The sequence below is a fragment of the Arthrobacter sp. Z1-15 genome, from assembly GCF_054792395.1.
Window position 1 is genome coordinate 1,874,341 of sequence record NZ_CP096454.1, and the last position, 23,218, is coordinate 1,897,558.

At 65.7% G+C, this 23,218-nt stretch carries 24 protein-coding genes; 8 read left to right on the plus strand and 16 right to left on the minus strand.

Going from position 1 to position 23,218, the window contains the following annotated elements; genetic code table 11:
• Positions 1-3 precede the first annotated feature (3 nt).
• Positions 4-1,398 (plus strand): MFS transporter, encoded by a 1,395-nt coding sequence (locus M1D40_RS08620; protein WP_461170911.1) that lies wholly within the window; start codon positions 4-6, stop codon positions 1,396-1,398.
• A gap of 174 nt (positions 1,399-1,572) precedes the next feature.
• Here M1D40_RS08620 and M1D40_RS08625 read toward each other — a convergent pair whose 3' ends face one another.
• Complete coding sequence (locus M1D40_RS08625) at positions 1,573-2,241, minus strand: SGNH/GDSL hydrolase family protein (protein WP_461170912.1); 669 nt, start codon at positions 2,239-2,241, stop codon at positions 1,573-1,575.
• A 178-nt stretch (positions 2,242-2,419) separates the two neighbouring features.
• On the minus strand, positions 2,420-3,151 hold the full coding sequence (locus M1D40_RS08630; protein ID WP_461170913.1) for an SDR family oxidoreductase: 732 nt from the start codon (positions 3,149-3,151) through the stop codon (positions 2,420-2,422).
• 143 nt (positions 3,152-3,294) lie between these two features.
• On the opposite strand from M1D40_RS08630, the gene M1D40_RS08635 reads away from it, so the two are divergent.
• Positions 3,295-4,254, plus strand: a complete 960-nt coding sequence (locus M1D40_RS08635) for a cupin domain-containing protein (RefSeq protein WP_461170914.1) — start codon at positions 3,295-3,297, stop codon at positions 4,252-4,254.
• A gap of 10 nt (positions 4,255-4,264) precedes the next feature.
• Here M1D40_RS08635 and M1D40_RS08640 read toward each other — a convergent pair whose 3' ends face one another.
• Positions 4,265-4,849: a TetR/AcrR family transcriptional regulator gene (locus M1D40_RS08640; RefSeq protein WP_461170915.1), complete on the minus strand. Its 585-nt coding sequence runs from the start codon at positions 4,847-4,849 to the stop codon at positions 4,265-4,267.
• Between the two features lie 107 nt (positions 4,850-4,956).
• The gene (locus M1D40_RS08645; RefSeq protein ID WP_461170916.1) at positions 4,957-5,778 is read right to left on the minus strand and encodes an SMP-30/gluconolactonase/LRE family protein; all 822 of its coding nucleotides are present in this window, start codon (positions 5,776-5,778) and stop codon (positions 4,957-4,959) included.
• A gap of 248 nt (positions 5,779-6,026) precedes the next feature.
• On the opposite strand from M1D40_RS08645, the gene M1D40_RS08650 reads away from it, so the two are divergent.
• Positions 6,027-7,619 carry an ABC-F family ATP-binding cassette domain-containing protein gene (locus tag M1D40_RS08650; RefSeq protein ID WP_461170917.1) on the plus strand — a complete coding sequence of 531 codons (1,593 nt, stop codon included), beginning with the start codon at positions 6,027-6,029 and terminating at the stop codon, positions 7,617-7,619.
• Positions 7,620-7,640: 21 nt separating this feature from the next.
• Here M1D40_RS08650 and M1D40_RS08655 read toward each other — a convergent pair whose 3' ends face one another.
• From M1D40_RS08655 to M1D40_RS08695, 9 genes are all read right to left on the minus strand, one after another.
• Positions 7,641-8,324, minus strand: a complete 684-nt coding sequence (locus M1D40_RS08655; RefSeq protein ID WP_461170918.1) for a class I SAM-dependent methyltransferase — start codon at positions 8,322-8,324, stop codon at positions 7,641-7,643.
• Between the two features lie 138 nt (positions 8,325-8,462).
• Positions 8,463-8,732, minus strand: a complete 270-nt coding sequence (locus M1D40_RS08660) for a nuclear transport factor 2 family protein (RefSeq protein ID WP_461170919.1) — start codon at positions 8,730-8,732, stop codon at positions 8,463-8,465.
• Between the two features lie 80 nt (positions 8,733-8,812).
• On the minus strand, positions 8,813-9,934 hold the full coding sequence (locus tag M1D40_RS08665; protein WP_461170920.1) for an acyl-CoA dehydrogenase family protein: 1,122 nt from the start codon (positions 9,932-9,934) through the stop codon (positions 8,813-8,815).
• The gene (locus M1D40_RS08670) at positions 9,915-11,132 is read right to left on the minus strand and encodes an acyl-CoA dehydrogenase family protein (protein ID WP_461170921.1); all 1,218 of its coding nucleotides are present in this window, start codon (positions 11,130-11,132) and stop codon (positions 9,915-9,917) included. Before M1D40_RS08670 ends, M1D40_RS08665 begins: the two co-directional genes overlap by 20 nt.
• A 16-nt stretch (positions 11,133-11,148) precedes the next feature.
• Positions 11,149-12,327 carry a lipid-transfer protein gene (locus M1D40_RS08675; protein ID WP_341392992.1) on the minus strand — a complete coding sequence of 393 codons (1,179 nt, stop codon included), beginning with the start codon at positions 12,325-12,327 and terminating at the stop codon, positions 11,149-11,151.
• A complete protein-coding gene (locus tag M1D40_RS08680) occupies positions 12,324-12,734 on the minus strand; it encodes a hotdog family protein (RefSeq protein WP_461170922.1) in 411 nt (136 codons plus the stop codon). The genes M1D40_RS08675 and M1D40_RS08680 overlap by 4 nt, the downstream gene beginning before the upstream one ends.
• Positions 12,731-13,219 carry a Zn-ribbon domain-containing OB-fold protein gene (locus M1D40_RS08685; protein WP_461170923.1) on the minus strand — a complete coding sequence of 163 codons (489 nt, stop codon included), beginning with the start codon at positions 13,217-13,219 and terminating at the stop codon, positions 12,731-12,733. The genes M1D40_RS08680 and M1D40_RS08685 overlap by 4 nt, the downstream gene beginning before the upstream one ends.
• On the minus strand, positions 13,216-13,776 hold the full coding sequence (locus M1D40_RS08690) for an FAS1-like dehydratase domain-containing protein (RefSeq protein WP_461170924.1): 561 nt from the start codon (positions 13,774-13,776) through the stop codon (positions 13,216-13,218). The genes M1D40_RS08685 and M1D40_RS08690 overlap by 4 nt, the downstream gene beginning before the upstream one ends.
• On the minus strand, positions 13,773-15,485 hold the full coding sequence (locus M1D40_RS08695; RefSeq protein ID WP_461170925.1) for an AMP-binding protein: 1,713 nt from the start codon (positions 15,483-15,485) through the stop codon (positions 13,773-13,775). Before M1D40_RS08695 ends, M1D40_RS08690 begins: the two co-directional genes overlap by 4 nt.
• A gap of 139 nt (positions 15,486-15,624) precedes the next feature.
• On the opposite strand from M1D40_RS08695, the gene M1D40_RS08700 reads away from it, so the two are divergent.
• The 4 genes from M1D40_RS08700 (at position 15,625) to M1D40_RS08715 (ending at position 19,232) form a co-directional block, all read left to right on the plus strand.
• Positions 15,625-16,410 (plus strand): IclR family transcriptional regulator, encoded by a 786-nt coding sequence (locus M1D40_RS08700; protein ID WP_461170926.1) that lies wholly within the window; start codon positions 15,625-15,627, stop codon positions 16,408-16,410.
• 71 nt (positions 16,411-16,481) lie between these two features.
• Positions 16,482-17,249, plus strand: a complete 768-nt coding sequence (locus M1D40_RS08705; protein WP_461170927.1) for a hypothetical protein — start codon at positions 16,482-16,484, stop codon at positions 17,247-17,249.
• 63 nt (positions 17,250-17,312) lie between these two features.
• Positions 17,313-18,086: an enoyl-CoA hydratase-related protein gene (locus tag M1D40_RS08710; RefSeq protein WP_461170928.1), complete on the plus strand. Its 774-nt coding sequence runs from the start codon at positions 17,313-17,315 to the stop codon at positions 18,084-18,086.
• A gap of 45 nt (positions 18,087-18,131) precedes the next feature.
• On the plus strand, positions 18,132-19,232 hold the full coding sequence (locus M1D40_RS08715; RefSeq protein ID WP_461170929.1) for an MBL fold metallo-hydrolase: 1,101 nt from the start codon (positions 18,132-18,134) through the stop codon (positions 19,230-19,232).
• On the opposite strand, the gene M1D40_RS08720 is transcribed toward M1D40_RS08715, so the two are convergent.
• Complete coding sequence (locus M1D40_RS08720; protein WP_461170930.1) at positions 19,212-19,661, minus strand: acyl-CoA thioesterase; 450 nt, start codon at positions 19,659-19,661, stop codon at positions 19,212-19,214. The genes M1D40_RS08715 and M1D40_RS08720 overlap by 21 nt on opposite strands.
• Before the next feature lie 139 nt (positions 19,662-19,800).
• Between M1D40_RS08720 and M1D40_RS08725 the strand changes: the two genes are divergently transcribed.
• Positions 19,801-20,544 carry an SDR family NAD(P)-dependent oxidoreductase gene (locus M1D40_RS08725; protein ID WP_461170931.1) on the plus strand — a complete coding sequence of 248 codons (744 nt, stop codon included), beginning with the start codon at positions 19,801-19,803 and terminating at the stop codon, positions 20,542-20,544.
• Positions 20,545-20,555: 11 nt separating this feature from the next.
• On the opposite strand, the gene M1D40_RS08730 is transcribed toward M1D40_RS08725, so the two are convergent.
• Together M1D40_RS08730 and M1D40_RS08735 are read right to left on the minus strand one after the other, a co-directional pair.
• Positions 20,556-22,169, minus strand: a complete 1,614-nt coding sequence (locus M1D40_RS08730; RefSeq protein WP_461170932.1) for a flavin-containing monooxygenase — start codon at positions 22,167-22,169, stop codon at positions 20,556-20,558.
• Positions 22,166-23,122, minus strand: coding sequence for an alpha/beta hydrolase (locus tag M1D40_RS08735; RefSeq protein ID WP_461170933.1), 957 nt, complete (start codon positions 23,120-23,122; stop codon positions 22,166-22,168). Before M1D40_RS08735 ends, M1D40_RS08730 begins: the two co-directional genes overlap by 4 nt.
• Between the last annotated feature and the right edge of the window lie 96 nt (positions 23,123-23,218).

Here is a 23,218-nt window from a genome sequence, read left to right on the forward strand (position 1 = left end):
GGAATGTCCGAACCAGCATCGTCCAGCGCTGTTCCTCCTCCCGGGCCGGATTTCCGCGCCCCCGATGCAGCTACTCCGGAGGGCAGGAAAATCATCCGCCGGGCAGTGGCCGCTTCGGCGATGGGAAACGCCACCGAGTGGTTCGATTACGGGGTCTACGCGGTGGCTGCCACGTATATCACCGCCAACTTTTTCCCTGGCGACTCGGCAACGGGCTCGGTGTGGACCCTGGCCACTTTTGCCCTGTCCTTCCTGGTTCGGCCCCTGGGCGGGCTTTTCTGGGGGCCGCTGGGAGACCGGATCGGGCGCAAGCGCGTCCTGGCGCTGACAATCATCCTGATGGCCGGAGCCACCTTCGCCATCGGCATCCTGCCCACGCACGAAAATGTTGGGATCCTGGCTCCGGCGCTGCTGATCGTGCTGCGGATGATCCAGGGCTTCTCCACGGGCGGTGAATACGGGGGAGCGGCCACCTTCATGGCCGAATACGCACCGGACAAGAAGCGCGGCTTCTACGGCAGTTTCCTGGAGTTTGGAACCCTGGGCGGTTTCGCCCTGGGGTCCCTGATCGTCCTTGTCTGCAGTCTCGTGGTGGGAAACGACGCCATGGTCGACTGGGGGTGGCGAATTCCGTTCCTGATTGCCGGTCCGCTGGGAATTATCGGACTCTATCTGCGGACCAGGCTTGAGGATACGCCTGTCTTCCGGGAGCTCGAAAACCGCCACGAGGTGGAACCGGCCGCGGGATCGGCCCTAAAGGACCTGCTGGTGAAGTACTGGCGGCCGATGCTGACCATGGCCGGCCTGGTGGTTGCGCTCAACGTTGTGAACTACACCCTGCTTAGCTTCATGCCCACCTATCTTGAGGGAACAGTGGGCATGGATGCCGACGTCGTTCTCACCCTGATGTTTGTGGGGCAGCTGGCCATGATGGCTTTGATTCCGTTTGCCGGGCGGTTGTCAGACACAGTGGGCCGCAAGCCGATGTGGCTGGTCTCGCTGATTGGCCTCTTTGTTCTCGCCGCGCCCATGTATCTGATCATGGCCGGCGGTTTCTGGTTCGCATTGCTGGGCTTTGCGGTGCTGGGCCTGCTGTATATCCCGCAGCTGGCCACGATCTCGGCCACCTTTCCCGCCATGTTCCCCACCCAGGTGCGCTACGCCGGCTTCGCCGTCACCTATAACGTCAGCACCGCTCTTTTTGGCGGCACCGCGCCGGTGCTAAACGAACTGCTGATCAACGCGACCGGCACCCCCCTGGTTCCTGCCTTCTACATGATGGGGGCCTGCCTGGTGGGGCTGGCCGCGGTTGCCGCCATGCCCGAGACTGCAGGCTCGTCCCTGCGGGGAATGAAAATTCCGGCGGCCCGGGCAGCGCGCCGTCCCAGACTGACCTAAAGGGATGCGCCGGGCCGTTCGAGGGGAGCGGAAGGGACTAGGGGGCGCCCTCTTCATTTAGAGAATTCGTATCCAACTCCATCTATTTATATAAAGTATTTCGGATATAGCTCTCCGCCTGCCGCAGAACACGCAACCCAGCACCACGACGCGCTCAACCACAGACTTCACTACCTAATCCAAGAAGCCGGGGTGCTCCGGGGCCCGGGCGCCGGCTACCACCGCCGTACGTCTCGCGGCACGGGCGGGCTCCAGATACGCCGCCACGGCACGGGCAATCTTCGCTCCGCCCTGGACAGACGGTTCTATCGGGTTGGCATAGTCGCCGTCGTCGTCGCACACCAGACGCAGGTCGATCACTGAAAACCCTGACGTGAATGCCGCCCGGGTGATGACGTCGTTGAAGACGGCAAGGGCTGTGCGGATAATCCTCTGGTTAGGCTCGGAAGCAGGAGTGTCGTAGATGGTGCAGACCGCGGCCGGCAGCCCAGTTGCGGCCACTGCTTTCACCATTTCCAGATAACCGACGGTGAAGGAATCCTGTGCGGAGGCCAGTTTCTCCACTGCGTCGGCAACGGTGACTGCACCCGCGGACAAAACCCCGGAATGTCCCAGCGCGTCGTTGCCTCCCGCACTGATGACGAGGTGGCTCGCGGTCGCGGGCAGCTTGCGCAGTTGGCGGATGACGCCGGCTGCAACGTCACCGTCACTGGCCAGCAGGGTGGTGGTCCAGCGGGCGGAAAGCTCCCCGCGCAGCTGGGCGGCCACATCCGGACCGCCGCCGGTGTAGGCACCATTGTCAAAGATGGAGTCACCCAGCAGGACCACATGGGACGGTTGCATGGCGATCAGTATGCACCCCGCATATTCGTCGGGGAAAGTGCCGCGGGCTACGCCCCGGGCTCTTGGGGGATGCTCCAGATTCCGGCAGAGGCAGTTCGGTCCACGTAATCGGTCATGGCACGGGCCGGGCGGCCCAGCAGCTGTTCAAGGTCGGGCCTGACGTTGCTGACCGAACCGTTCATGACTTCGGCGAATAGCCAGGCGATGCCCCGGCCTCTGCAGGGCTGAGCCCGTACTCCCCGGCGGCCGCGACGAAATCCGCAGGCGCGGTCGGCTCATGGACAACCCTCCGGCCCAGCCGGGAGGTCAGGAGCCCGGCCGCTTCACCGAACGTCAGGGATTGGGGCCCGGTAAACTCCAGAACCGCGTTCCCCCTGGCGGCGGCCGCATAGGTTTCCGGGTCCGTCAGCAGGGCCTCCAGTGCTTCTGCGGAGTCTTCAAGGTCCACAAAGGGTTCGGAGACCTGGTCCACCGGCACCCGCAGCCGTCCGTCCAGAACCTGGGGATACAGAAAGTGTTCGGAGAAGTTCTGCTGGAACCAGGCCGAACGCACGACGACGGCGGAGGGAAAGGCGGTGCGGACCGCCTCTTCGCTGGGGCTGGCGGCGGAATCACCGCGGCCGGACTGCAGCACCAGACGGCGGACGCCGTGCTCCCGTGCCGCGGCGGAGAACGCCCCGAGGATTTCCGGTGCCTCCGGATCCGCAACGTCGGGGGCGTAACAAAGGAAGGCGGCGTCAGCTCCGGAAAGGTGCTGATGCCAGGATTCCGGCGCGGTCCAGGAAAAGGACGGAGTGCCGCTGCGGGATGCCCGCCGGATACTGCAGCGGGCGTTGCTGCCCAGGCGGGAGACGAGGCGGCGGCCGGTACGGCCTGTTGCGCCGGTCAGGAGAATCGTTGATGTGTTCATGCCTCCATCCCACCCCTGACGGCGCCTGTGCTCCATAATGAATCCGCTGGAGTTGTTTCGAATTCGTCCAGCCGGGCCCGGTGAAATGCACGGTAGATGCACAGGGAAACGCACATCGGGAAACAACGATCGGGGAAGGAAGCGTGGAGTCCTTCGAAGTCTTCGTTGAGGGGCCGCGGGCCAGGGGCGCGTTTGTGCTGAGGCTTGAAATGGACGGCGAGTGGTCCATTCGGGTGGCGGACGAGGCCATGCTGACAGTTCTGGCGGTCCTGGAGGGTAGCTGCTCCGTCACTACTGCCTCCGGAGTGGCCCGGGCGGTGGCCGGCGAGGTCGTCGTTGTACGCGGTCCCGGACCGTACTCCGTCTCCTCGGATCCGGAGCGCTCTGCGGATTTCATCATCCCGCCGGATCAGTCCTGCATCGACGTCCACGGCAACCGTCTGGTTGAGTCCATGCAGCGGGGTGTGCGCACCTGGGGCACCACGGAACGGGGCAGGGACAGGTTTCTGGTGGGCACGTATGCCGATCCTCTCGAAATCGGACGGCTTTGGGTGCAGCTGCTGCCCGAACTGTTGGTGGAGGCCACTGATTCCTCCACGCGTGCCTTCGCCGACCTGTTGGCGGCCGAGGCGGCCACCGAAGCTCCGGGACAGGCCGTGGTCCTGGACCGGCTGCTGGATGCGCTGCTCGTGGCCGCTCTGCGGGCGGCGAGACCGGGAATCGCCCGGCAGGGGGATCCGCTGATCGACCGGGTTATTGAACAACTCCACGCGAATCCCCGAAGGACGATATCAGTGGAAGCCATGGCTCGGAGCGGGGCCCTGTCCCGGGCGGCGTTTTCGCAGCGGTTCAGCCGCCGCACCGGGCTGGGACCCGGTGCCTACCAGCGCCGGCTGCGCCTGGCCTGGGCGGCGGACGAGCTGCGCGCAACCGCCCGGACGGTGGCCGCCGTGGGGGAGGAAGCAGGCTACGGCAGCCCGGCTTCCTTCTCGAGTGCCTTTAAGCAGGAGTACGGGCAGAGTCCGCATGGCTGGCGGACTGTGGGCAGCAGGGGAGCGGGCGGCACGGGAGCGGGCGGCGGGGGAGCGGCCGGCCGGGCGTAAGCCCGGAGCCCTACTGGCTTGCGGGCACTCCGGCACCCAGCAGGCGCAGGGCGACAGTGCTGTGGTGCTCACCGATCTCCGCCGCACTGAGCCGGCCGTCGCTGCGGTACCAGCGCGCGACGTCGATGCACAGGGACAGCAGGGTGACAACGGCCATGTTGGCGTCCGGTACATCGAAGACGCCCTGTGCCAGGCCGTCCTCAACAATCCGGCGGAATTCGTCCTCCACCTGGTGGCGCATCCCCAGCACGTCACGGAGGTGTTCTTCGCTCAGGGCCGGCAGCTCAAAGTTCACTACCCGGGACTTGGTGTGGTTGGCAGCCTGCCACTCCACCAGGCTGCGCACCAAAGCACTCATCTGGTCCACGGGTCCGTCAGCGGAGGCTGTGCTGGCGCGCACCAGTTCGAGGGTCCGTTCATGGCCGACTTTGGAGATGCTGTACAGCAGGTCTTCCTTGGACTTGTGGTGCACGTAGACAGCTCCGGAGGTGACGCCGGCCCCGGACGCGATGTCCCGCGTCGTTGTTCCGTGGAACCCCTTGGCAGCGAAGGCCTCGGTGGCAGAGTCCAGCAGACGCTGGGCGGTGTCGGTCATGCCATGCTCCATTCGGCGGGTTGTCGGTCGCTAACTGAGCGATCAGCAAACAGCCTAACAGCGGCGGGTACGCCAGTCCTGCCGGCGTCCCACCGGCTTCTCAGAGGCTATTTCACCCGCAGGCCCATTACTCTCCCGGTATGGTCCGCACCCGGGTCCATGGCCTCCGGCCACTGTGCCGTCATCATGAACAGGAGGCCGCCGTCGTCGCCTCCTGCGGCGCAGGAGAAGCATCCATGCTCCAACTGCACGGTTTCCAGGACCTCACCGCCCTGCCGGATGCGCACGCAACGTTCTCCCGGCACTTCCGCAAACCAGATGCCGCCGCTGCCGTCCCAGCAGATGCCGTCCGGCGCGCTGCCCTCCAGTCCGGCCCAGACTCCTTCCGGATCCAGCCCGCCGTCCTCCCGGATCCGGAAGGACGTGAGCCGGCCCGCGTTGGATTCAGCCACCACCAGCGTGGCACCGTCGCCTGACACCAGCATGCCGTTGGGAAAAGCCAGCCCGTCCGCAACTTTTTGGACTGACCCGTCCTGCCGGATCAGCGCGATCACACCGGTGTCCTGCATCTCTCCGGAGTAGTCGTAGCCGATGCCGTTGACGTAGGTATTTCCGGCTGGATGCACGGCAATTTCGTTCCAGGGAAATTCGGAAATGCCGCGCAGATCGGCAACGGGAACGAGGCCTGCGTGCGGGACTTCCAGCAGCACCATGCCGTCGGCACCGGAGACGACGATCATCCGCCCGTCCGGCAGCCAGTCGAAGCTGATGGGAAAAGACGGCACTGCGGTAACCCGCCGTACGTGTCCGTTCCCGTCCAGTGCAGAGATGGTGCCGGCCATCCAGTCAGCGAACCACAGCTCGTTTCCATGCCACCGGGCTGATTCCCCCATTCCCAGCCCGGATGCCAGCGTTGTCATTTCAACCATCGTGGACACCTCTTTCAGCGGAAGTTTCAGTGCGGAAGTTTCAGTGCAGAAGGGCGGTTGGAGATTCGGACTGGTTTTCAGTATGCAGCCGCCGCGCCACCCGGGAACAGGGGCGGAGGACTACCGGAACCAGCGGTCAGCCGCACCGGATAAGATGAGTGGCTGGTCAACGGGCACAATACTGCCGGCCGGTCCCTCCGGACCGCCGGTGCCGGGCACCAGTTTCATCCCCGAAAGGACACCCCCGTATGAGCCTGATCCGGCTGCAGGACGTCAATGTTGGCTTCGATAAGACGCAGATTCTGCGTGAGGCCTTCTTCCGCCTGGATCCGAAGGACCGGGTGGGGCTGATCGGCAAGAACGGCTCGGGGAAGTCCACCCTTTTGAAGCTGATCCTGGAACAGATCGAGCCGGATTCCGGCACGGTCTCCCTGGAACAGGGACTGAAGATCGGGTACTTCTCGCAGTTCTCCGAACTGAACGGCGAGTCCACGATCACCGAAGTGCTCGACGCGCTGTTCGTGGAGATCAAGGCTGTTGAGGCCGAGCTTGCCGCCATTGACGAAACCATCGGGGCGGACCCGGAACCGAAGGTCATGGACCGGCTGATCCGCCGGCAGGCCGAGCTCTTCGAGTCAATGGACCGGCTGGACGGCTGGGACTACCCGCGACGCATCGACGCAGCGCTGACCACCCTCGGCTTCAGTGAGGCCCACCGCACCTGCCCCATCGACGCCCTCTCCGGCGGCTGGCGCAACCGTGCGGCCCTGGCCAAGATCCTGCTCGAAGCCCCGGATGTGCTGCTTCTCGACGAGCCCACCAACTACCTCGACGTCGCCGGAGTTGAGTGGCTGGAAGGCTGGTTCCGCGACTTCCGCGGTGCCGCCGTCGTGGTCTCCCACGACCGGAAGTTCCTGGATTCCGTGGTGACCCGCATCATCGAGGTGGAGAACTACCACCTGCACGAATATCCCGGAAACTTTGCCGAGTACGTCATCCAGAAGCAGTTCCGCCTCAAGGCGCTGGAATCCCAGTTTGTGCATGAGTCCGAACTGCTCGCCTTCGAAGCCGAAGGCATTTCGGACCGGCGCGAGGCGGCCAAATCCGGCAGCGGCGCCCTGGACGGAAAGCTCGCCAAGATCAAGAAAGCCCGCGCACCCCGTCCGGTGGACCAGATCATCACCGAGATTTACGGCGGCCTGCACGTCAAGGACAACCTCTGCCGGGTGGAATCCCTGGAGAAGTCCTATGGTGACAAAACGCTGTTCAGCGGGCTGAGCTTTGAAATCCGGCGCGGTGACCGCTTGGTGGTTCTCGGCTCGAACGGCAGTGGCAAGACGACGCTGCTGCGGGTGCTGACGGGCGAGGAGAAGGCCGACGCCGGGAAGGTCGTCTGGGCGAACGGCGCCCGGATGGTCTCCTACAACCAGGTCCTCGCGGAGCTCGACGACGCGGACACCGTCACCCACGCGGTCAACGCCATGCCGGACAGCCTGGCGCTGACCGCCACCAAGAAGTCAGTCAACCGGTTCCTGACCATGTTCCAGTTCTCCGAAGCGGATCTGAAGCAAAGGATCGGGAATCTCTCCGGCGGACAGAAGGCCCGCGTGGCAATGGCCCAGTGCCTGCTCTCCGGTGCGTCAGTGCTGCTGCTCGATGAGCCCACCAACCACCTGGACCTTTCCAGCACCCAGGTGATGGAACGGGCGCTGCTGCACTTCCCCGGAGCCGTGGTGGTGGTCAGCCACGACCGGTTCTTTACCGACAAAATCGCCAACCGGCACCTGGTGTTCGGTGCCGACGGCGCCGCGCCCGGGGAGATCGACCTCCGGGTCGCGTAAACCAGCTGCCGGCGAGGCCGCCTAGATTCGGCGGGCGGCCTTCACTACGACGTCGAGTAGCTCACCCGGGCCGGGGAGCGCCCGGGTCCGCTCCTCTGCGGTTTCAATCTGCCAGACCGCCGGGTCCAGGGTTCCCACCACGTCTGCGAGCGTCACTTGCGCTTCGGCGGGAGGGCGGTTGCCGTGGTCGTGGTGGTGTCCTTGGTCCTGTCCTGAGGCTGCGGGCCCGTGCCGGTGGCCCACAATCAGCAGTGTGCCGCCGGGAGCCACCCAGTTGGAAATTCGGGTGTAGAACGCCAGCTGGGGAATGGAGGGGTGAGCGTAGCTGGTGACCACGAGGTCAAACTTCTGTTGCGGTTCCCACGACACCAGATCCGCCTCAACCCATGTCACGCTGCCGGCTGCCGGCTGCGGGGCACGGCCCGCCGCCTGTGCGAGAGCCGCGGCGGAAATGTCGGCCCCTGTCACGTGCCAGCCGCGGGCAGCAAGCCAGAGTGCCTCAGCGCCGGCACCGCATCCGGCGTCCAGGGCCGTGCCCGGGGCCAGATCTGCGGTTTCGCGCACTACATACGGATTTGCTGCCGGCTCCGGGGCTGTTTCCGGGCCGGCGGCAGGTGCAGTCTCGCCGGACTCCTGCCAATGGCGTTCCCAGTAGTCCTTGTCGAACGTGTGCTCTCCGGGCTGGTGCCCGCTTGCGTTTTCCACTTGAAACCCTCTTTGCCGGTGGCCGTTGCCGCGATGGATGGATATATCCATCGTCTCCGGCGGGATTCAGAAGGGGCAAGCGGTGTTGCCGGAACGGCAACCTGCTCCGTCCCCGGCAGCTAATCCCCGGCGGAAGCCTCAGTGAGTAACTGCCCGGTAGACCAGAGCAGCGGTCTCCGCACCCGCCGGCACCACCCGTGCGTCCGTCAATGTGTAGGACGCCCAGGGAGGGGCCTGATTGAGGGAGCCGGCAATCTCGTCGCGGCCGAGCACCATGCCGTTGACCAGGACCATCACCCCGTCCGGCGTCATGAGCTCACCGTAGTAGGTGCCGCCCTCCGAGCGGCACAGCGCGTCCCAGCCGCGGTGCTCGAGGGCGAGCAGGTGTGGAAGATCCAGTCCGGCCATGCGCCGAGGGTACTGGGGCTGCCCCCAGGCAGGAAGAGCAGCCCCGCAGGCGGGGCCGCTCTTCCACCGATACCGCAGGGTTACGCCGGAGCGCCAATTATCGGCAGGGTTTCGACCATCGAGCCCAGTTCGGCCAGCAGCGCGGGGGCGCTGCCCAGCGAATACGCGTTCTGCCGTCCCCAGAGGAAATAGCGGTGGATCGAGTAATCGATGTCTGCACCCATGCCGCCGTGCAGGTGCTGGGTGGTGTGCACAACACGCAGGCCGCCCTGGGCCGCCCACCAGGAGGCCACCAGCGAGGCCGACTCGGCGTCGTCGCTCTCCCGGTCCACGAGCCAGGCAGCCCGGCGGGTGGTGAGCATAATCCGTTCGGCATCCAGGTGGGCATCAGCCGCACGGGCCGAGACAGCCTGGTTGGTGGAGAGCGGGCGGTCGAACTGGATGCGTTCGGACGTGTAGGCGGCCGTGATGGCGATGGCTTCGTCGCAGACTCCCGCCTGGACCGCCGCCAGCGCGATGCGCCCGAGCAGGCGCGCCTGCCGGATGGCTGCACCGCCGCCGGTAAGCAGCTCGTCGTCGTCGACGTGCACCGCGCTCAGCACCACTGTCGCCGCAGCCCCCTGATTCGTCACGGCGATCCTCTCGCGGTGAACGCCTTCACGGTCCGTGGGAAGCAGGACGGCAACCACACCGGAATCCGTCGTCACCGGAACGAGCAGCGCATCAGCTGCCGGGGCGCCCGGCACCGCCGACAGTGTTCCGGAAAGCTTCCATCCCGAGCCGTCCCGTTCACCGCGAACGGCGTTGTCTCCGTCAACACCGGCATCAATGGCACCGACGATCAGCGCTGAGCCGTCGAGGAACGCGGGAAGCCAGCGATTGCACTGCGCCTGCGTGCCCCATGCCGCCAGCGGCATTGCCGCCATCGCCACCGCGGCGGCCAGCGGTACCGGGGCGACCCGGCGTCCCTGCTGCTCGAGCACCGCAGCCAGCGCCAGCATGCCCAGACCGGAGCCGCCGTGTTCCTCGGGAAGCGCCAGTCCAAGGATTCCGCTCTCGGCCAGAGCGGCCCAGAGCTTGCCGTCATGTCCGCCGAGCTCCCGCTCGACGTCCCGCACGCGCTGGAGGTCGGCCAGCTGGGTGAAGATTTCTTCGGCTAGCTGCGCGGCTTCGCGCAGATCCTCATCGAGTTCGAACTGCATGCGCGTCTTCTTTCTTCTCTTGGCGGCGTGCCGCCAGTGTCATTCCGAGTGCCTTGGCGGCAACGATGTCCCGCAGGACCTCGTTGCTGCCCCCGCCGAAGGTGTTGTTCTGTGCCCGGCGCGCCAGGGTCTCTACGCGTCCGGAAATGGCAGCTCCCGGGGAGCCTGCCCGCAGCAGCCCCGCCACGCCGAGGACTTCCTGCAGCTTGCCGTAGACCTCCACCACGGTTTCGGTGCCGATCACCTTCGCCGCCGCTGCATCGCCGCCGCCGAGGGTGCCGGCCGCGACGTCGGCCACCAGCCGCAGGTTTACCAGCTCCGCCGCCGAGAGCAGGGCATACACCTCGGCCAGCGTTGACCGGACCCACGGCAGGTCTATGACGCGCCCGGAGCCGAGCGGTTCCGCGCGGGCCCACTCAACGACCTGGCCGAAAACCTCGTTGGCAATGCCGCCGCGGGCTGCCAGCGCCACCCGCTCATGGTTGAGCTGGTTCGTGATCATCCGCCAGCCGCCGTTCAACTCGCCGACAACGTTGCTAAGCGGAATCCGCACGTCCTGGTAATAGGTGGCTGCGGTGCTGATGCCGCCGACAGTGTGGATTTCGGTGGCGGAAAAGCCCGGAGCCGAGGTTGGCACCATGACCACTGAGATGCCCTTGTGGCGCGGAGCGTCGGGGTCGGTCCGCACGGCCAGCCAGATCCAGTCCGCGAAGATACCGGCGCTGGTGAAGAGCTTGTTGCCGTTGATGACCATTTCGTCCCCCTCGATCCGGCCCGAGGTGCGCAGTGACGCAAGGTCGGTGCCCGCTCCGGGTTCGGAGTAGCCGATCGCAAAGGTCAGCTCCCCGGCAAGGATGGGCGGCAGGAAGAACTCCTTCTGCTCCGGGGTGCCGTATTTCATCAGCGCCGGCGCAACGGTGTTGAGGCTGACCAGGGACAGCGGCGCATTGGCGCGGATTACCTCGTCGTAGAACACGAACTGTGCCTCGGGGTCTTCGCCCCGGCCGCCGTATTCCTTCGGCCAGCCCAGGCCGAGCCAGCCGTCGGCGCCCATCTGCTTCAGGATCCGGGTGAAGGTCGGGCCGCCTTCCGTTTGGTGCACGAGGTCGCGGGCATCCTCCTCGCTGATGATCTCGGCAAAGTAGGCGCGCAGGTCAGCGCGCAGCTGCTTCGATGCCGGTGAGAGGTCGGGGTTCATTTTTCACTCCTGTAGCTCAATGGTCGGTGGCAAGTATGAGGGCGCTGTGCGGCACGGGGGATCCGCCGGTAACGAGCACGTTTGAGAGGGCCTTCTCCGGCTGGTTGGTCGAGGTGCCGCGGATCAGGCGCACGCCTTCGGCAATGCCGTTCACGCCGTGCAGGTACCCTTCGCCCAGCTGGCCGCCGTGGGTGTTGATGGGCAGGCTGCCGGTGAGCTCGAGTGCGCCGTCGGCGATCATGCCCTTGGCTTCCCCTCGCTTGCAGAACCCGTATTCCTCGAGCTGAAGCAGGACCATGGGCGTAAAGGCGTCGTACAGGATGGCGGCGTCGATGCCCTCGGGCCCGTGGCCGGCCTGCTGCCACAGCTGCCGGGCGACCAGCTCAACTTCCGGCATTTCGTCGATGGAGTCCCGGTAGTAGCTGGACATGGAGATCTGCTGCGGCCCGACGCCCTGCGCTGCGGCGGTGATGATGGCCGGCGGATGCGGCAGATCGCGGGCGCGCTCGGCACTCACGATGACCAGCGCCTGCCCGCCGTCGGTTTCCTGGCAGCAGTCCAGCAGACGCAGCGGATCGGCGATAAACCGCGAGGCCTGATGGTCTTCGATCGTGATGGGCCGGTTGTGGAACCAGGCCTTAGGATTCCTGGCGGCATGCTTGCGCGACAGCACGGAGATCTGGCCGAAATCGGCACTGGTGACCCCGAACTCCTGCATGTACCGCCGGGCCAGGAAGGCCTCCTGCGCCGCCGGGGTCAGCAGGCCGTAGGGATTAATCCAGTTGCGGTACTCCTGGTCTGTGGTGCTGGCATAGGCGAACTGGGGCGGGCCGGAGCCGAAACGGTGGCCGGAACGCTCGTTGAAGGCGCGGTAAACGACGACGACGTCGGCAACGCCGCTGGCCACTGCCAGCGCCGCCTGCTGCACGGGCGCACAGGCCCCGCCGCCGCCGTGCGGGATGCGGCTGAAAAACTTCAGCTCCGGGATGCCGAGGGCCCGGGCTACGGCAATTTCCGGGTTGTTTTCCATGGAGAACAGGGAAAAGCCGTCAACTTCCTCCACTCCGATCTGGGCGTCGGCCAATGCGGCGAGGACCGCTTCACAGGCGAGGCGCCACTCGCTACGGCCGGAGTCCTTGGAAAACTCAGTGGCACCAATGCCCGCGATCGCCGCGCGGCCGGAAAATCCGCTCACGCCGCACGCTCCGTCCGCAGCTGAAGGCTGACCGTTGCCGCGAGGTGCATTCCGCGCTCATGGTTTCCCGTCACGTTCACGGTGACGGCGTCGCCGTCCCCGGCCGTGACCTCTCCGGTGAGGTGCAGGACGTCGCCCGGGTGCAGCGGCATGCCCAGGCGCAGCGACACGGAGCGCAGCCGTGCAGCGGGTCCGGCCCAGTCGGTGATGTAGCGGCTGAGAACACCGTTGGACGTGTTGATGCTGATGAAGACATCGGGGGCACCGCGGCGGACGGCTGCATCCGGGTCGTGGTGCACATCCTCAAAGTCCTGCGAGGCGATGGCGCCGGCAACAATAAAGGCGCGGTCAACGGGAATCTCCAGCTCGGGGAGCAGGTCTCCCGGTGCGAAACCGTTCGTGGTCATGACACTCCTTGGTGCTGTGCGTCTGGTGCGTCTTCTAGTGCTGCGGCGTCTTCTGCCGCTGTTTCTTCGCTGCCCCGTGGCCGGAGCCGCAGCCGCGGCAGCATCTCGCCGCGGGCATGCTCGGCAAAAAAGACCTCCACCGGGCAGCCGACGGCCAGCAGGTCATGGTCGGTGGGCTCGAAGTCCGCCACCAGACGCGTTCCGGTGTCGAGATCTACAAGGCCAACCAGCAGGGGATAGGTGAAGGCGGGATCCTGGGGGTGATGCACAACGGTCCAGCTGTGCAGGGTTCCCTGCCGGTTTGACTCCACTGAGTCCCATTCGAAGGAACGGCACTTCGGGCATGTCGGCGCCGGCGGATGGCGCAGCGTGGTGCAGTCGGTGCAGCGCTGGACGACCAGGCGCCCTTCGGCGGCGGCATCGAACCAGAACACGTTGTCGTGCGTGCGCACAATGGGTGGAACTGCAGTACCCGGGGTTGTCATGAGCCCTCCTTGGGCCGGAACCGCAGCAGCGTGAAGCGCTCGGTGGTGATGGTTTCCTGGTCGGCGTCCTCGTAGCGTTTTCCGAGAATGATGAAGTAGCCCTCGCCGAGTCCCGTCTGCTTCGGTCCGGTGATGGACTCGATGGTGATGTGGCAGGTGACCTGCAGGCCCACGGTCAGTTCCCGCTCGTACTCCTGCTCCATCCGGGTGGCAACCACGGAGGTGTAGCCGGCCCGGTCAAGCAGGGACAGCAGCTCGGCGTACGGAGTCTGCTCGATGATGCCTGCCGCGCGGGCACGCTGCACCTCGCGCCACCGGCGGTATCCGGACATTACCCAGGTGGACACCATGGCCGGGGGAGCAATAATGCCGCTGCGGCCGCTTTCCCGTGCCGCCGCCTCATCGACGTAGACCGGGTTGCGGTCATCCAGGGCTTCGGCCCAGTTCCGGATCATCGCTTCCGAGACCCCGTACCGCGCCATCCGGGGCGGCTCGGCGACGGTTCCGACAAATCGCTGCAGCGCCTCAGCGCTCAGTACCTGCTCCGCCGTCGTCATCGGGCACCTGCCCCTACGGAGCCAACGGCCCCCACGAGTGCCTGCGATGCTGCCGGCAGGGAATTGATCCGGCCCGCGGCAATGAATTCGGCCCGAATGGCTTCGCGGTGTTCTTCCTCCAGGGGAATGAAGGCGCTGCTGCGGTTCCGCGCCCACCAGACATTCTCTGCTTCCCAGGCCACCCTGCGCAGCGGAGCCTTGTCGATTTTGGCGTTGGCCGTTGTGGGGGCCTCATCAACCACACGCACAAAAGTTGGGCGCCACTTGGTGCCCAGATCAGGCTGGGCAGCCAGGAAGTCTGCCAGATTAACGGGATCGAATTCGGCACCCGGGTTGAGCACCACGGTGCACATGAGCTGATCGCCTGTGCGGGGATCGGGGACCGCATAGGCATGGACACCGGAGATTGACGGGTGCCGGGAAATGATGCGCTCAATGGGGGCGGTGCCAAAGTTCTCACCGTCCACCCGGAGCCAGTCCGAGGTCCGGCCGCCGAAGTAGAAGTAGCCCTCCTCGTCGCGGTATCCCAGATCCCCGGTCCAGAAGTCGTCACCGCCGAAACGCAGCCTGTCGGCCATTGCCTCCGGGTTCTTGTAGTAGCCCTCAAAGCGTGGCCCGGCCCCGACCACCACAATCTCACCGGTGGCTTCCTCGGCGTTGAGCAGGCGCCCGGTGCCGTCGAACTGCGCGCGGGGGCATTCGGCGCCGTCGTCGGAGCGGATCTCCACCGTCATGCCCGCAGCGGGAAGTCCGAGCGCACCGCTGGGTGTGCCCGGGACGGGGACGATGCGGATGATGCCCTCGCTGGATCCAAACCCTTCACGGACCTCACATCCGAACCGCTTTCGGAAGGCTTCCGCTTCCGCCGGGGACGCTTCGGAGCCGAAGACTGACTCGAGGGAGTTCTCAGCATCGGCCGGGTCTTCCGGCTGGGCGAGAATGTAGCTCAGCACGCGCCCGACATAGTTCACGAAGGTCACTTTGTTCTCCCGGATGTCGCGGGAGAACCGGCTGGCCGAAAACTTGCGAACCATGACAACGGTGGCGCCGGCCTCGGCTGCGGTTGCCAGGTTCATCATGATGCCGTGGCCGTGGAACAGCGGCAGGTGCAGGTAGCTGACCGATCCGCGGTGCAGCGAAATCCGGTCCTTCAGGCTGGGCGTCACGGTGCCAAGCCGGCCCTGGGTGCAGATCACGGCTTTGGGCGCTCCGGTGGACCCGGAGCTGAACAGCAGGAGATAGATTGCGGACGGGTCAGGGATCACCGCGGGGAGGGGAGCCCCGGAGTGGCCCGCCAGCAGCTCTGCATATGCGCGGGACTCCACATCGAAGATACGGTCCGCGGGGACCGGCAGTTCGGGACAGTCATCTGCCGCCAGATAGAGGGGCTCGCTCACCAGCAGATCGCAGTCCGCGTGCATCATGTCGTGTGTGAGCTCGGCGCCGCGCCGCGTGGGATTAATGCCGACGACGACGTCGCCGCTCAGCGCTGCGGCAAGCAGCCAGAAAACGTAATCGGGGGTGTTCTGCAGCAGGATCCCAACATGGACCTGGCTCCGTCCGGCACCCGGCGTGATCGTTCCAAGAATGGCGGCCCGGGCCGAGGCCTCGTTGATCACCTCTGCCCAGCTCCAGCTCCGGCCTTCGAAACGCAGCCCCTCATGCTCATCCTGTGCGCGGGTTCTCACCACTTCTGCGTACGTTCGCACCGCATCTTCTCCTTGTTGTCCCAGCGTTTGGGTCCACGCTAGGTGAACTTCAGCCCCGCTCCGCCGCTGTCCCACCCAGTGGAATCCCACTGGGTGGAATCGGACCGGCACCGGGCCTGCCGCGCGGCAGGCTGTACCCATGACTGATGCACAGCCGTTTGATGAGGCCCTGCGGGAAGACGCAGGACCCCGCAGCGGTGTTCTGGAACGCGTCACCCTGATCATGGACTGCCTGGGCGAGGCCCCCGGCCATCTCGTGCTTGAAGATGTAGCCGCCATCACCGGCCTGGCGCGGTCCACAACTTTCCGTTTGCTCCGCCAGCTGGCGGACCTGGGCTGGGTGAGCCACGACGCCGGGGGCTATGTGCTCGGACCGCGTTTGGCATACCGCGGTGTGTTGTCGGATTTTGACGGACTTCGCGAGGCCGCGTCACCGGTGCTGGGTGAGCTTGCGGCTGCCACCGGCTTCACCGCGCATCTGGGAATCATGCACCGCGGATTTGTGGACTACGTGGACAGAACGGGCGTTGGAGCGCGGTCAAGCGTGCCAACCCGGATCGGAACGAGGATTTATGCCCCGGAATCAACCTCGGGCATGGCGATGCTTGCCTGGCTGGACCGCGAGGAAGTCGACTCCGTCATTGAGCTCGCCGGCGTGAACCGGCCGGGCGGCCGCGACGAGCTCCACCGGGAACTTGCCGCTGTTCGGCGGCGCGGGGGCCTGGCCTGCCGGGACGGCAGCCGCCATGCCAGCGGTGTCAGCTCGGTGGGCGCTGCAATCATGGGTCCCGGGGGGCCGGTCGGCGCAGTGTCCGTTGCCCACCGGGGAGCCATCCCGGAGCAGGTCACCGGGCCGCTGGTACTGCAGGCCGCCGCGGCCATCGGTGCCGGGCTCGGCAACGGGGCGGCGGGCGGGCCGCGGTGAAGTCCCGGCAGCAGCTCTGTTACCGTAACCAAACAAGCGCTAGCCATAGAAGCGCCGGACAAAGGAGTCCCATGCTCGCCGAGATGGCCTTTTTTTCATTTGTCGAACTCACGGACGCCTCATCGCACGGCGCCTACAACCGCTGGCATCAACTCGACCACCGGCCGGAAAACCTCGCCCTTCCCGGGGTGGCCTGGGGGGACCGCTGGGCGCGCACCGGCAAGGAGGCGGACCCCGTTCGGGGAACCGCCGTGGACGGCACGGACTACGTGGCAATGTATTGGTTCCGGCCACCGGTGGAGGAGAGCATTGCGGCCTGGGACCGTCTGGGTGAAGCTTCGTTCCAATGGGGGCGCGGCCCCATCATTCCGGGAGTCCGGCGGCCGCTTCTCGGATTCTTCCGGCCGGTCAAGGGCTATGCAGCGGCAAGGGTGCTGGTCGATCCGGACGTCCTGCCCTACCGTCCCAACCGCGGACTGCACCTGACCCTGACGCGCCATCCCGAGCCCCACAGCCGGGAGGCACACACAGCCTTCGCCTGGGAAGATACCCGCCTTATTCCGGAACTGCTCAGCGTAGACGGAGTGGCCGGGGCCTGGACGTTCTCATTCAGCCATCCGCAGCAGCACGGCACCCTGCCGTTCAAAGGTTCAGTGTCCGAGCCTCCCGGCGGCCTGCGGATCCGGATGCTCTACTTGGACGAAGATCCGGGCCCGGTCTCCCGCGCCGTCGCACGGGCGGAACAGGCCCTCAGCACCGCACCGGACGCCCCGCGGAACACTGGCGAAGTGCTGTTCGCGTCGCCGCTGCAGACCATCATTCCGTGGCAGGACTGGTAGCTTTCCCGTCCGTCCCCGTCCACCTGACACCATCACCAGCCATCTCAACCGAAGGGAGCGCACATGGCGCTAACAGATTCCACCGACAGCCTCGTCAGCACCGAATCGCGCCAGGGGGTGGTGTGGCTGCGCTTCAACCGGCCGGACACCCTCAACGCGGTGTCTACCGCAGCACTTGCGGCACTCGCCGCAGCCCTTGAAGCGTCCCGGGATGCGGACGCCGTCGTCATCACCGGAGCGGGCCGCGCTTTCTGTACCGGCGCCGATCTTGGCACGGACGTTACGGGAGCCACCGTTGCCGCTGCTGCCGACGCGGTTTCCCTGATTGCGGAGATCCCCGCACCGGTGATCGCCGCCGTGAACGGGCCGGCTGCAGGTGTGGGCGCTTCCCTTGCCTTTGCCTGCGACCTGGTGCTGGCTGCGGAATCAGCCTTCTTCCTCCTTCCCTTCCTGCCCCTGGGCCTGGTGCCCGACGGCGGGGCAACCCACGCCGTCGTGACCGGCGCCGGCCGGATTCGGGCCGCCCGCATGGCGTTTGGCGGAGAACGGATTCCCGCGGCCCTCGCCGCCGAATGGGGACTGGTGGGGGAAGTGGTTCCCGATGATCAACTGGGTTCCCGGGTCGACGACGTCGTCGCCCGGCTGTGCTCCGCGCCTCGCGCGGCCGTATCTGAAACCAAGCGCCTGCTGCGGGCCGCTGAGGTTCCCGCCCTGCAGGCCGCCCTGGACCGGGAGCTGGAGATCCAGTCGGACCTGCTCGGCAGACAGGAGTATGCGCGGGCCCGCAAAGGGTTCCTGGCCCGGAAACCGGTGGATTTCCGCGGCGAGCGCGGCTGAAGGCGGTTTGGCTCTCATGGATAAAGTGCCTGCAGGGCTCCGCTCGTGAGCGGCGCCGGAGCATACGCCGATCAAACGCGCCGTGTCCGCCCCACGAGCGCCGGGCAGCTGGCCGCGCTGCAGTCCGGACAACTGCCGCCGCCCGAAGCTGTTGCGGACAAGGTGTGGGCCATCGCCGCGCCCATCCCCGAAGGCAGCGTCACCTACACACTCAGCTACGTCCTGGTCAGTGCTGACTCGGCCTCGTTCTCCATCCTGGATCCGGGGTGGGACTCGCCGGAGAACCTTGGCTCCCTTCGCCGGTCCCTGGCGTTGATCGGGCTTGCCCTCGAAGACCTCTCCACCGTCGTCGCCACCCATCACCACCCCGACCACCTCGGCATAGCCTCCACGCTCAAAACCATGACCGGCGCCAGAGTGGTGCTCTCCCGCGAAGAGCGGGCCGTCCTGACCTACCAGCTCAGTCCCGGGCTGCGGAACCCGGCGTCGTACACCAGGGTCCTGGAAGCATGGGGGGTGCCCAAGGCGCGCCGCGCCGAGCTTGTTGCTGCCTTTGCCCGCACACCCGATTTTTCCGACATCGAGCCTGACATGCTGCTGGCGGACGGAGACGTGCTGGACCTGGACGGACACAGCCTCACCGCTGTTGCGACACCCGGCCACACCGGTGGCCATCTGTGCTTTGCCGACAATGACCGGGGGCTCCTCTACAGCGGTGACCACATACTGCCGCAGATTAACTCCGGGTTCGGGCTCGGCGCCCTCCCCGGAGATCAGCCGCTGCCTGATTACCTGACGTCGCTGCAGTCCCTGCGGCCGTTCGCTGCACATGAGGTGCTGCCGGGGCATGAGTTCCGCTTCCTCGGGCTCGACGCACGGGCAGCTGAAATCTCCGTGCACCAGCTGCGGCGCACGCTGCGTATTGCGGATCTGCTGCCGGAGCTGGGAGACGCCCCGGTGTGGGACTATGCGCGGCTGCTGCACGGGCCGGGTTGGTCCCGCCTTTCCGGATTCTTCCTGCATGCAGCGCTGCGGCAAACGAAAATGCATCTGGACCTGGCGCGAAGCCCGTACTTGGCAGAGCTGATTGCTCCCTTTCCCGCGCTCAGGCCCCCGGAGGCTGCCTCAGCTGGCTCCGCTGACTAGGCACTCCCGCAGGACGGCCGGCAGTCGGATGGGCCGTTGATCGGGAGAAACGGTCACGAGCCAGTTGGATGCTGTGGCAACCAGGGCGCTGTCGGTGCGGCGCCACATTTCGAAGTCGAACCGCACCGAGGACGTGCCGATATCTCCCACGCGGAGCTCGATGGTGATCTCGTCAAAGAGTTTGGCGGGAAGCAGGTAGTCGCAGTGGGTTGCTCTCGACACGGTCCACCAGCCGAACCGTTCGAGCAGCGTATCCTGCCGCAGGCCCTGCAGGAACAGCCATTCCGTTTGCAGCGCCTCCATGCGCGGAAACCATGCAGCGTAATACAGGATTCCGGCGGGATCTGTGTCCGCATAGCTCAGCCGCTGTGTGTGCTCGTGCAGCAGCGGGTGCCGTTCGCTGACCTGTTCAGTCCTGACATTCGTCATTGAAGATCCCCCTCATCACTGATAGCCGCTGCGGACGTCCGGGACCAGGCCCAATCGCCCGGACCTCTGGCCGCGGCTATGCTGGCAAGACTACACAAGCATTTGCTTGTTTTCTATGGAGACTGCAAGGGAGCATGTCATGACAGCACCGGACTTCGGATTCCACAGCGGCGACGCCATCGTCATTACCGGGGCAGGGAGCGGCATCGGCCGCGCCACCGCGTTGCGGGCGTCGGAACTGGGCTTGGCGGTGAGCGCCTGGGATCTGAACGCCCGCGGCTTGGAGGAGACGTCAGATGCAATCCGCGCCCGCGGCGGCGAAGTGCACACCGTGGTCGGAGACGTCACGTCGGAGGGTATCGTGATGGAAGGGCTCGCTTCAGCACGCAGCGCACTAGGCGGTCTAAGGTACCTGCATAACAATGCAGGCCCGTCATCCGGGGCCTCATTGGGCTTCGATGATGCATTGAGGATCAGCGTCGGCAGCGTGCGCCGGCTCACTGAGGCGTGGGCAGACGACACACTCCCGCATGGTGCCGCCATGGTGGTTACCAGCTCAGTCGCCGGCAACCTGGTGGGCACCGAGGTCGACTGGTATTCGGCAGCCAAGGCGGCGCTGATGGGGTACGTCCGCCACACGGCGGCTCACCGCGCCATGGAGTTTCGCTCCAACGCCGTCGCACCCGGAATGACGGACACGCCCCGGCTGCAGGGATTCGCCGACAGCGAGCGCGGGCAGGCTGTCCTCGGCCGCATTCCGCTTGCCCGCATGGCCGATCCGGACGATGTCGCCTACGCCGTGCTCTTCCTCCTGTCGCCCCTGGCTTCCTACGTTAACGGCGTCTTCCTTCCGGTGGACGGCGGATGGACGATTACGCAGTAGGGCGCAACCCTTCAGCTTTCGCTGAATACAAATCCTGCGTATCCGTTGTCCGCCACGTCATCCAGGCGAGCCGTGTAGGTGTGGAAGCCGCCGAGATAGGGCATGAAATTACGGGGCTTCCCGGGAATGTTCGCACCGGCGTACCAGGAAGGTGCATCGGCAAACAGCGTCCTGCCGGCGACTTCCCCCAGATGCTCTGTCCACGCTGTCGCCGCGTCGGTACGGACTTCCACTGACGAGTACCCCTTTTCGACGGCATGCAGGATCAGCCGGAGGGCATAGGATCCCTGCTGCTCGGAACCGAGCGCCATGTTGGAGAGCACGCTTGGGCTGCCGGGTCCGTTCAAGGTGAGCAGGTTCGGAAAGCCGGGAACGCCGATACCCAGATATGTCTGCGCTCCGTCCTTCCAAGCGTCACGCACGGTGAGTCCGCGCTGCCCAACAATGTCGATAGCCGTCAGCGCGCCCGTGAGTGCATCAAAACCAGTCGCGTAGACAATGGCATCCAAGGCATGGAACCCGGACTCAGTCTGTATCCCCCCGGGCGTTATGCCGGTGATGGGATCCCGGCGCAGATTCACCAGTTGCACGTTCGGCCGTGTGTAGGTCTCGAAGTATCCAGAGTCCGTGCAAATGCGCTTTGTGCCGATGGGATGATCCGTCGGCGTGAGGTCTTTAGCTATATCTTCGTTCGCCACGATGCTGCGGAGCCGGTGCTCAAAGTAGATTCGTGCCGCATCATTGATGTCCCTGTCGGTTGTTTGCCGTTCAAAGGCCTTGCCGTAGAGCACCCCGCCGCGTGTCCAACTCTCGGCCAGGACCTGTTCACGTTCCTCCGGGGACAAGTTCTCGTAGGGGACTGAATAAGATCCCCAGGGACTTCCCGCCGCACTGTTCCAGGACTCCTTGCGGCGGCGGGGGTATTCCGCGAGTACCTGCTGCCATTCCTCGTCGCTCAGGGGGCGGTTGTAGGCGGGAACGCTGTAATTGGCGCTGCGCTGGAACACGATCAGTTCCTCGGACTGATCGGCAATCAACGGGATGGACTGCACACCGGACGAACCCGTTCCCACCACGCCGACGCGCAGACCGGTGAAATCGACGCTGTCCGCCGGCCAGTTGGCTGTCAGATAGACGGCACCGGCAAAGGAATCCCTTCCGGGGATGTCCGGAAGATTCGGCTGGGAGAGGCTGCCCGTGGCCATGACCAGCCAACGGGCCCTTACGGTGTCTCCGGTGTCGGTCGAGATATGCCATACGTGGGCGTCCTCGTCCCACTGGGCGCCGGCAACTCTGGTGTCGAACCGGTAGTGCCGGCGTACGTCAAACCTGTCCGCGACGTGGCTGAGGTAGCGCAGAATTTCGGGCTGGGTGGCGTAGCGTTCGCTCCAGCGCCACTGCTGCTGCAGCTCGTCGTCGAAGGAGTAGGAGTAGTCGATGCTCTCGACGTCGCAGCGGGCGCCCGGATAGCGGTTCCAGTACCAGGTTCCCCCTACATCGCTGCCGGCCTCGAAGCCGAACACGTTGAGGCCGGCGCGCTCGGCATGGATGGTCGTGTACAGGCCGGCGAAGCCCGCACCAACGACGACGACGTCTAGGCAGTTGTTGGTGCTGGTGCTGCTCATGAGGTGTGCTCCCGGGTCGCTGTGGGCGTGGTGGTGAGACTGCTGCTGAACATGTGCGTAAAATCGGCCCACAAAATCTCCCGGGCGGACCCAGCCGGCCCGTAGTCAGGCATGGTGAGGAACCCGTGGAACTGGTCCGGGTAGTGGCGGTGCAGCGCGGTGTTTCCAGACCGCCGCAGAAGCGCCGAGTAGTTCCGCCCCTCATCGGCAAGCGGATCCAGGCCGGCGGTGACTGTGATCGATGCCGGAAGCGATGACAGGTCTGCAGCGGTTTGCGGCATGAAGCGCCAATCTGGGGCCGCTGTTGCAGCCGGTCCGCCAAGGTAGTTCTCCCAATAGAAGCGCAGGGCGCGGGCCGTGATGAAATACCCCTCACCGCGCAGCCGGTAACTTTCGGACTGCATGTGCGGATCGAGCATCGGGTAGATCAGGACCTGTCCTGCAACCAAGCTCGTTCCCTGGTCCCGCAGAGCAAGCGCCGCAGCGGCAGCGATATTGGCGCCTGCGCTGTCTCCCGCCAGGACCAGTCCGTGGTCCGCCATATCCCGGGCCGCCAGCCATTCAGCGACGGCGACGACGTCGGCTACCGGGGCCGGTGCCACGTGTTCCGGTGCCAGGCGGTAGTCCACGGATGCCACGGTTGAACCCGTCCGGGCCGCCCACAACCGGCAGAAGCGGTCGTGGCTGGCTATGGATCCGTGCAGGAATCCGCCGCCGTGGGCATAAAGGGTGGCGGGAACGGAGGGCGACGGCTCGCGTGGACGGTAGATCCGAACGGGAATAGCGCCGTGCTCTGCGGGGACGAGGACGTCCTCCGCCGCGGCGCTGTCGTCGAAATTCTGCGGCGCAGGGATCCGGGCATCGACTGCCGCACGGGCTGCCAGCGGGTCCATGCGGGCAATATCGGGAAAGGAAGCGTTCAGCGCTGCCAGCATGCGTTGGGTCTCGTCCATTGATCTCCTTCGATCGAGGGGACAAAGCGGAGACTATGACTATTAGTCATAGTACGATGTGAAATATGACACAGGACCAACAGGCGGTCAAGAGCC

Bases quoted from the DNA above. Each gene is read 5' to 3' on its own strand.
- M1D40_RS08730 (WP_461170932.1), bottom strand. From the start codon at position 22,169: ATGAGCAGCACCAGCACCAACAACTGCCTAGACGTCGTCGTCGTTGGT.
- M1D40_RS08720 (WP_461170930.1), bottom strand. From the start codon at position 19,661: ATGACGAATGTCAGGACTGAACAGGTCAGCGAACGGCACCCGCTGCTG.
- M1D40_RS08690 (WP_461170924.1), bottom strand. From the start codon at position 13,776: ATGACGACGGCGGAGCAGGTACTGAGCGCTGAGGCGCTGCAGCGATTT.
- M1D40_RS08680 (WP_461170922.1), bottom strand. From the start codon at position 12,734: ATGACCACGAACGGTTTCGCACCGGGAGACCTGCTCCCCGAGCTGGAG.
- M1D40_RS08645 (WP_461170916.1), bottom strand. From the start codon at position 5,778: ATGGTTGAAATGACAACGCTGGCATCCGGGCTGGGAATGGGGGAATCA.
- M1D40_RS08630 (WP_461170913.1), bottom strand. From the start codon at position 3,151: ATGAACACATCAACGATTCTCCTGACCGGCGCAACAGGCCGTACCGGC.
- M1D40_RS08735 (WP_461170933.1), bottom strand. From the start codon at position 23,122: ATGGACGAGACCCAACGCATGCTGGCAGCGCTGAACGCTTCCTTTCCC.
- M1D40_RS08625 (WP_461170912.1), bottom strand. From the start codon at position 2,241: ATGCAACCGTCCCATGTGGTCCTGCTGGGTGACTCCATCTTTGACAAT.
- M1D40_RS08670 (WP_461170921.1), bottom strand. From the start codon at position 11,132: ATGAACCCCGACCTCTCACCGGCATCGAAGCAGCTGCGCGCTGACCTG.
- M1D40_RS08620 (WP_461170911.1), top strand. From the start codon at position 4: ATGTCCGAACCAGCATCGTCCAGCGCTGTTCCTCCTCCCGGGCCGGAT.
- M1D40_RS08685 (WP_461170923.1), bottom strand. From the start codon at position 13,219: ATGACAACCCCGGGTACTGCAGTTCCACCCATTGTGCGCACGCACGAC.
- M1D40_RS08650 (WP_461170917.1), top strand. From the start codon at position 6,027: ATGAGCCTGATCCGGCTGCAGGACGTCAATGTTGGCTTCGATAAGACG.
- M1D40_RS08665 (WP_461170920.1), bottom strand. From the start codon at position 9,934: ATGCAGTTCGAACTCGATGAGGATCTGCGCGAAGCCGCGCAGCTAGCC.
- M1D40_RS08725 (WP_461170931.1), top strand. From the start codon at position 19,801: ATGACAGCACCGGACTTCGGATTCCACAGCGGCGACGCCATCGTCATT.
- M1D40_RS08710 (WP_461170928.1), top strand. From the start codon at position 17,313: ATGGCGCTAACAGATTCCACCGACAGCCTCGTCAGCACCGAATCGCGC.
- M1D40_RS08700 (WP_461170926.1), top strand. From the start codon at position 15,625: ATGACTGATGCACAGCCGTTTGATGAGGCCCTGCGGGAAGACGCAGGA.
- M1D40_RS08640 (WP_461170915.1), bottom strand. From the start codon at position 4,849: ATGACCGACACCGCCCAGCGTCTGCTGGACTCTGCCACCGAGGCCTTC.
- M1D40_RS08660 (WP_461170919.1), bottom strand. From the start codon at position 8,732: ATGGCCGGACTGGATCTTCCACACCTGCTCGCCCTCGAGCACCGCGGC.
- M1D40_RS08705 (WP_461170927.1), top strand. From the start codon at position 16,482: ATGCTCGCCGAGATGGCCTTTTTTTCATTTGTCGAACTCACGGACGCC.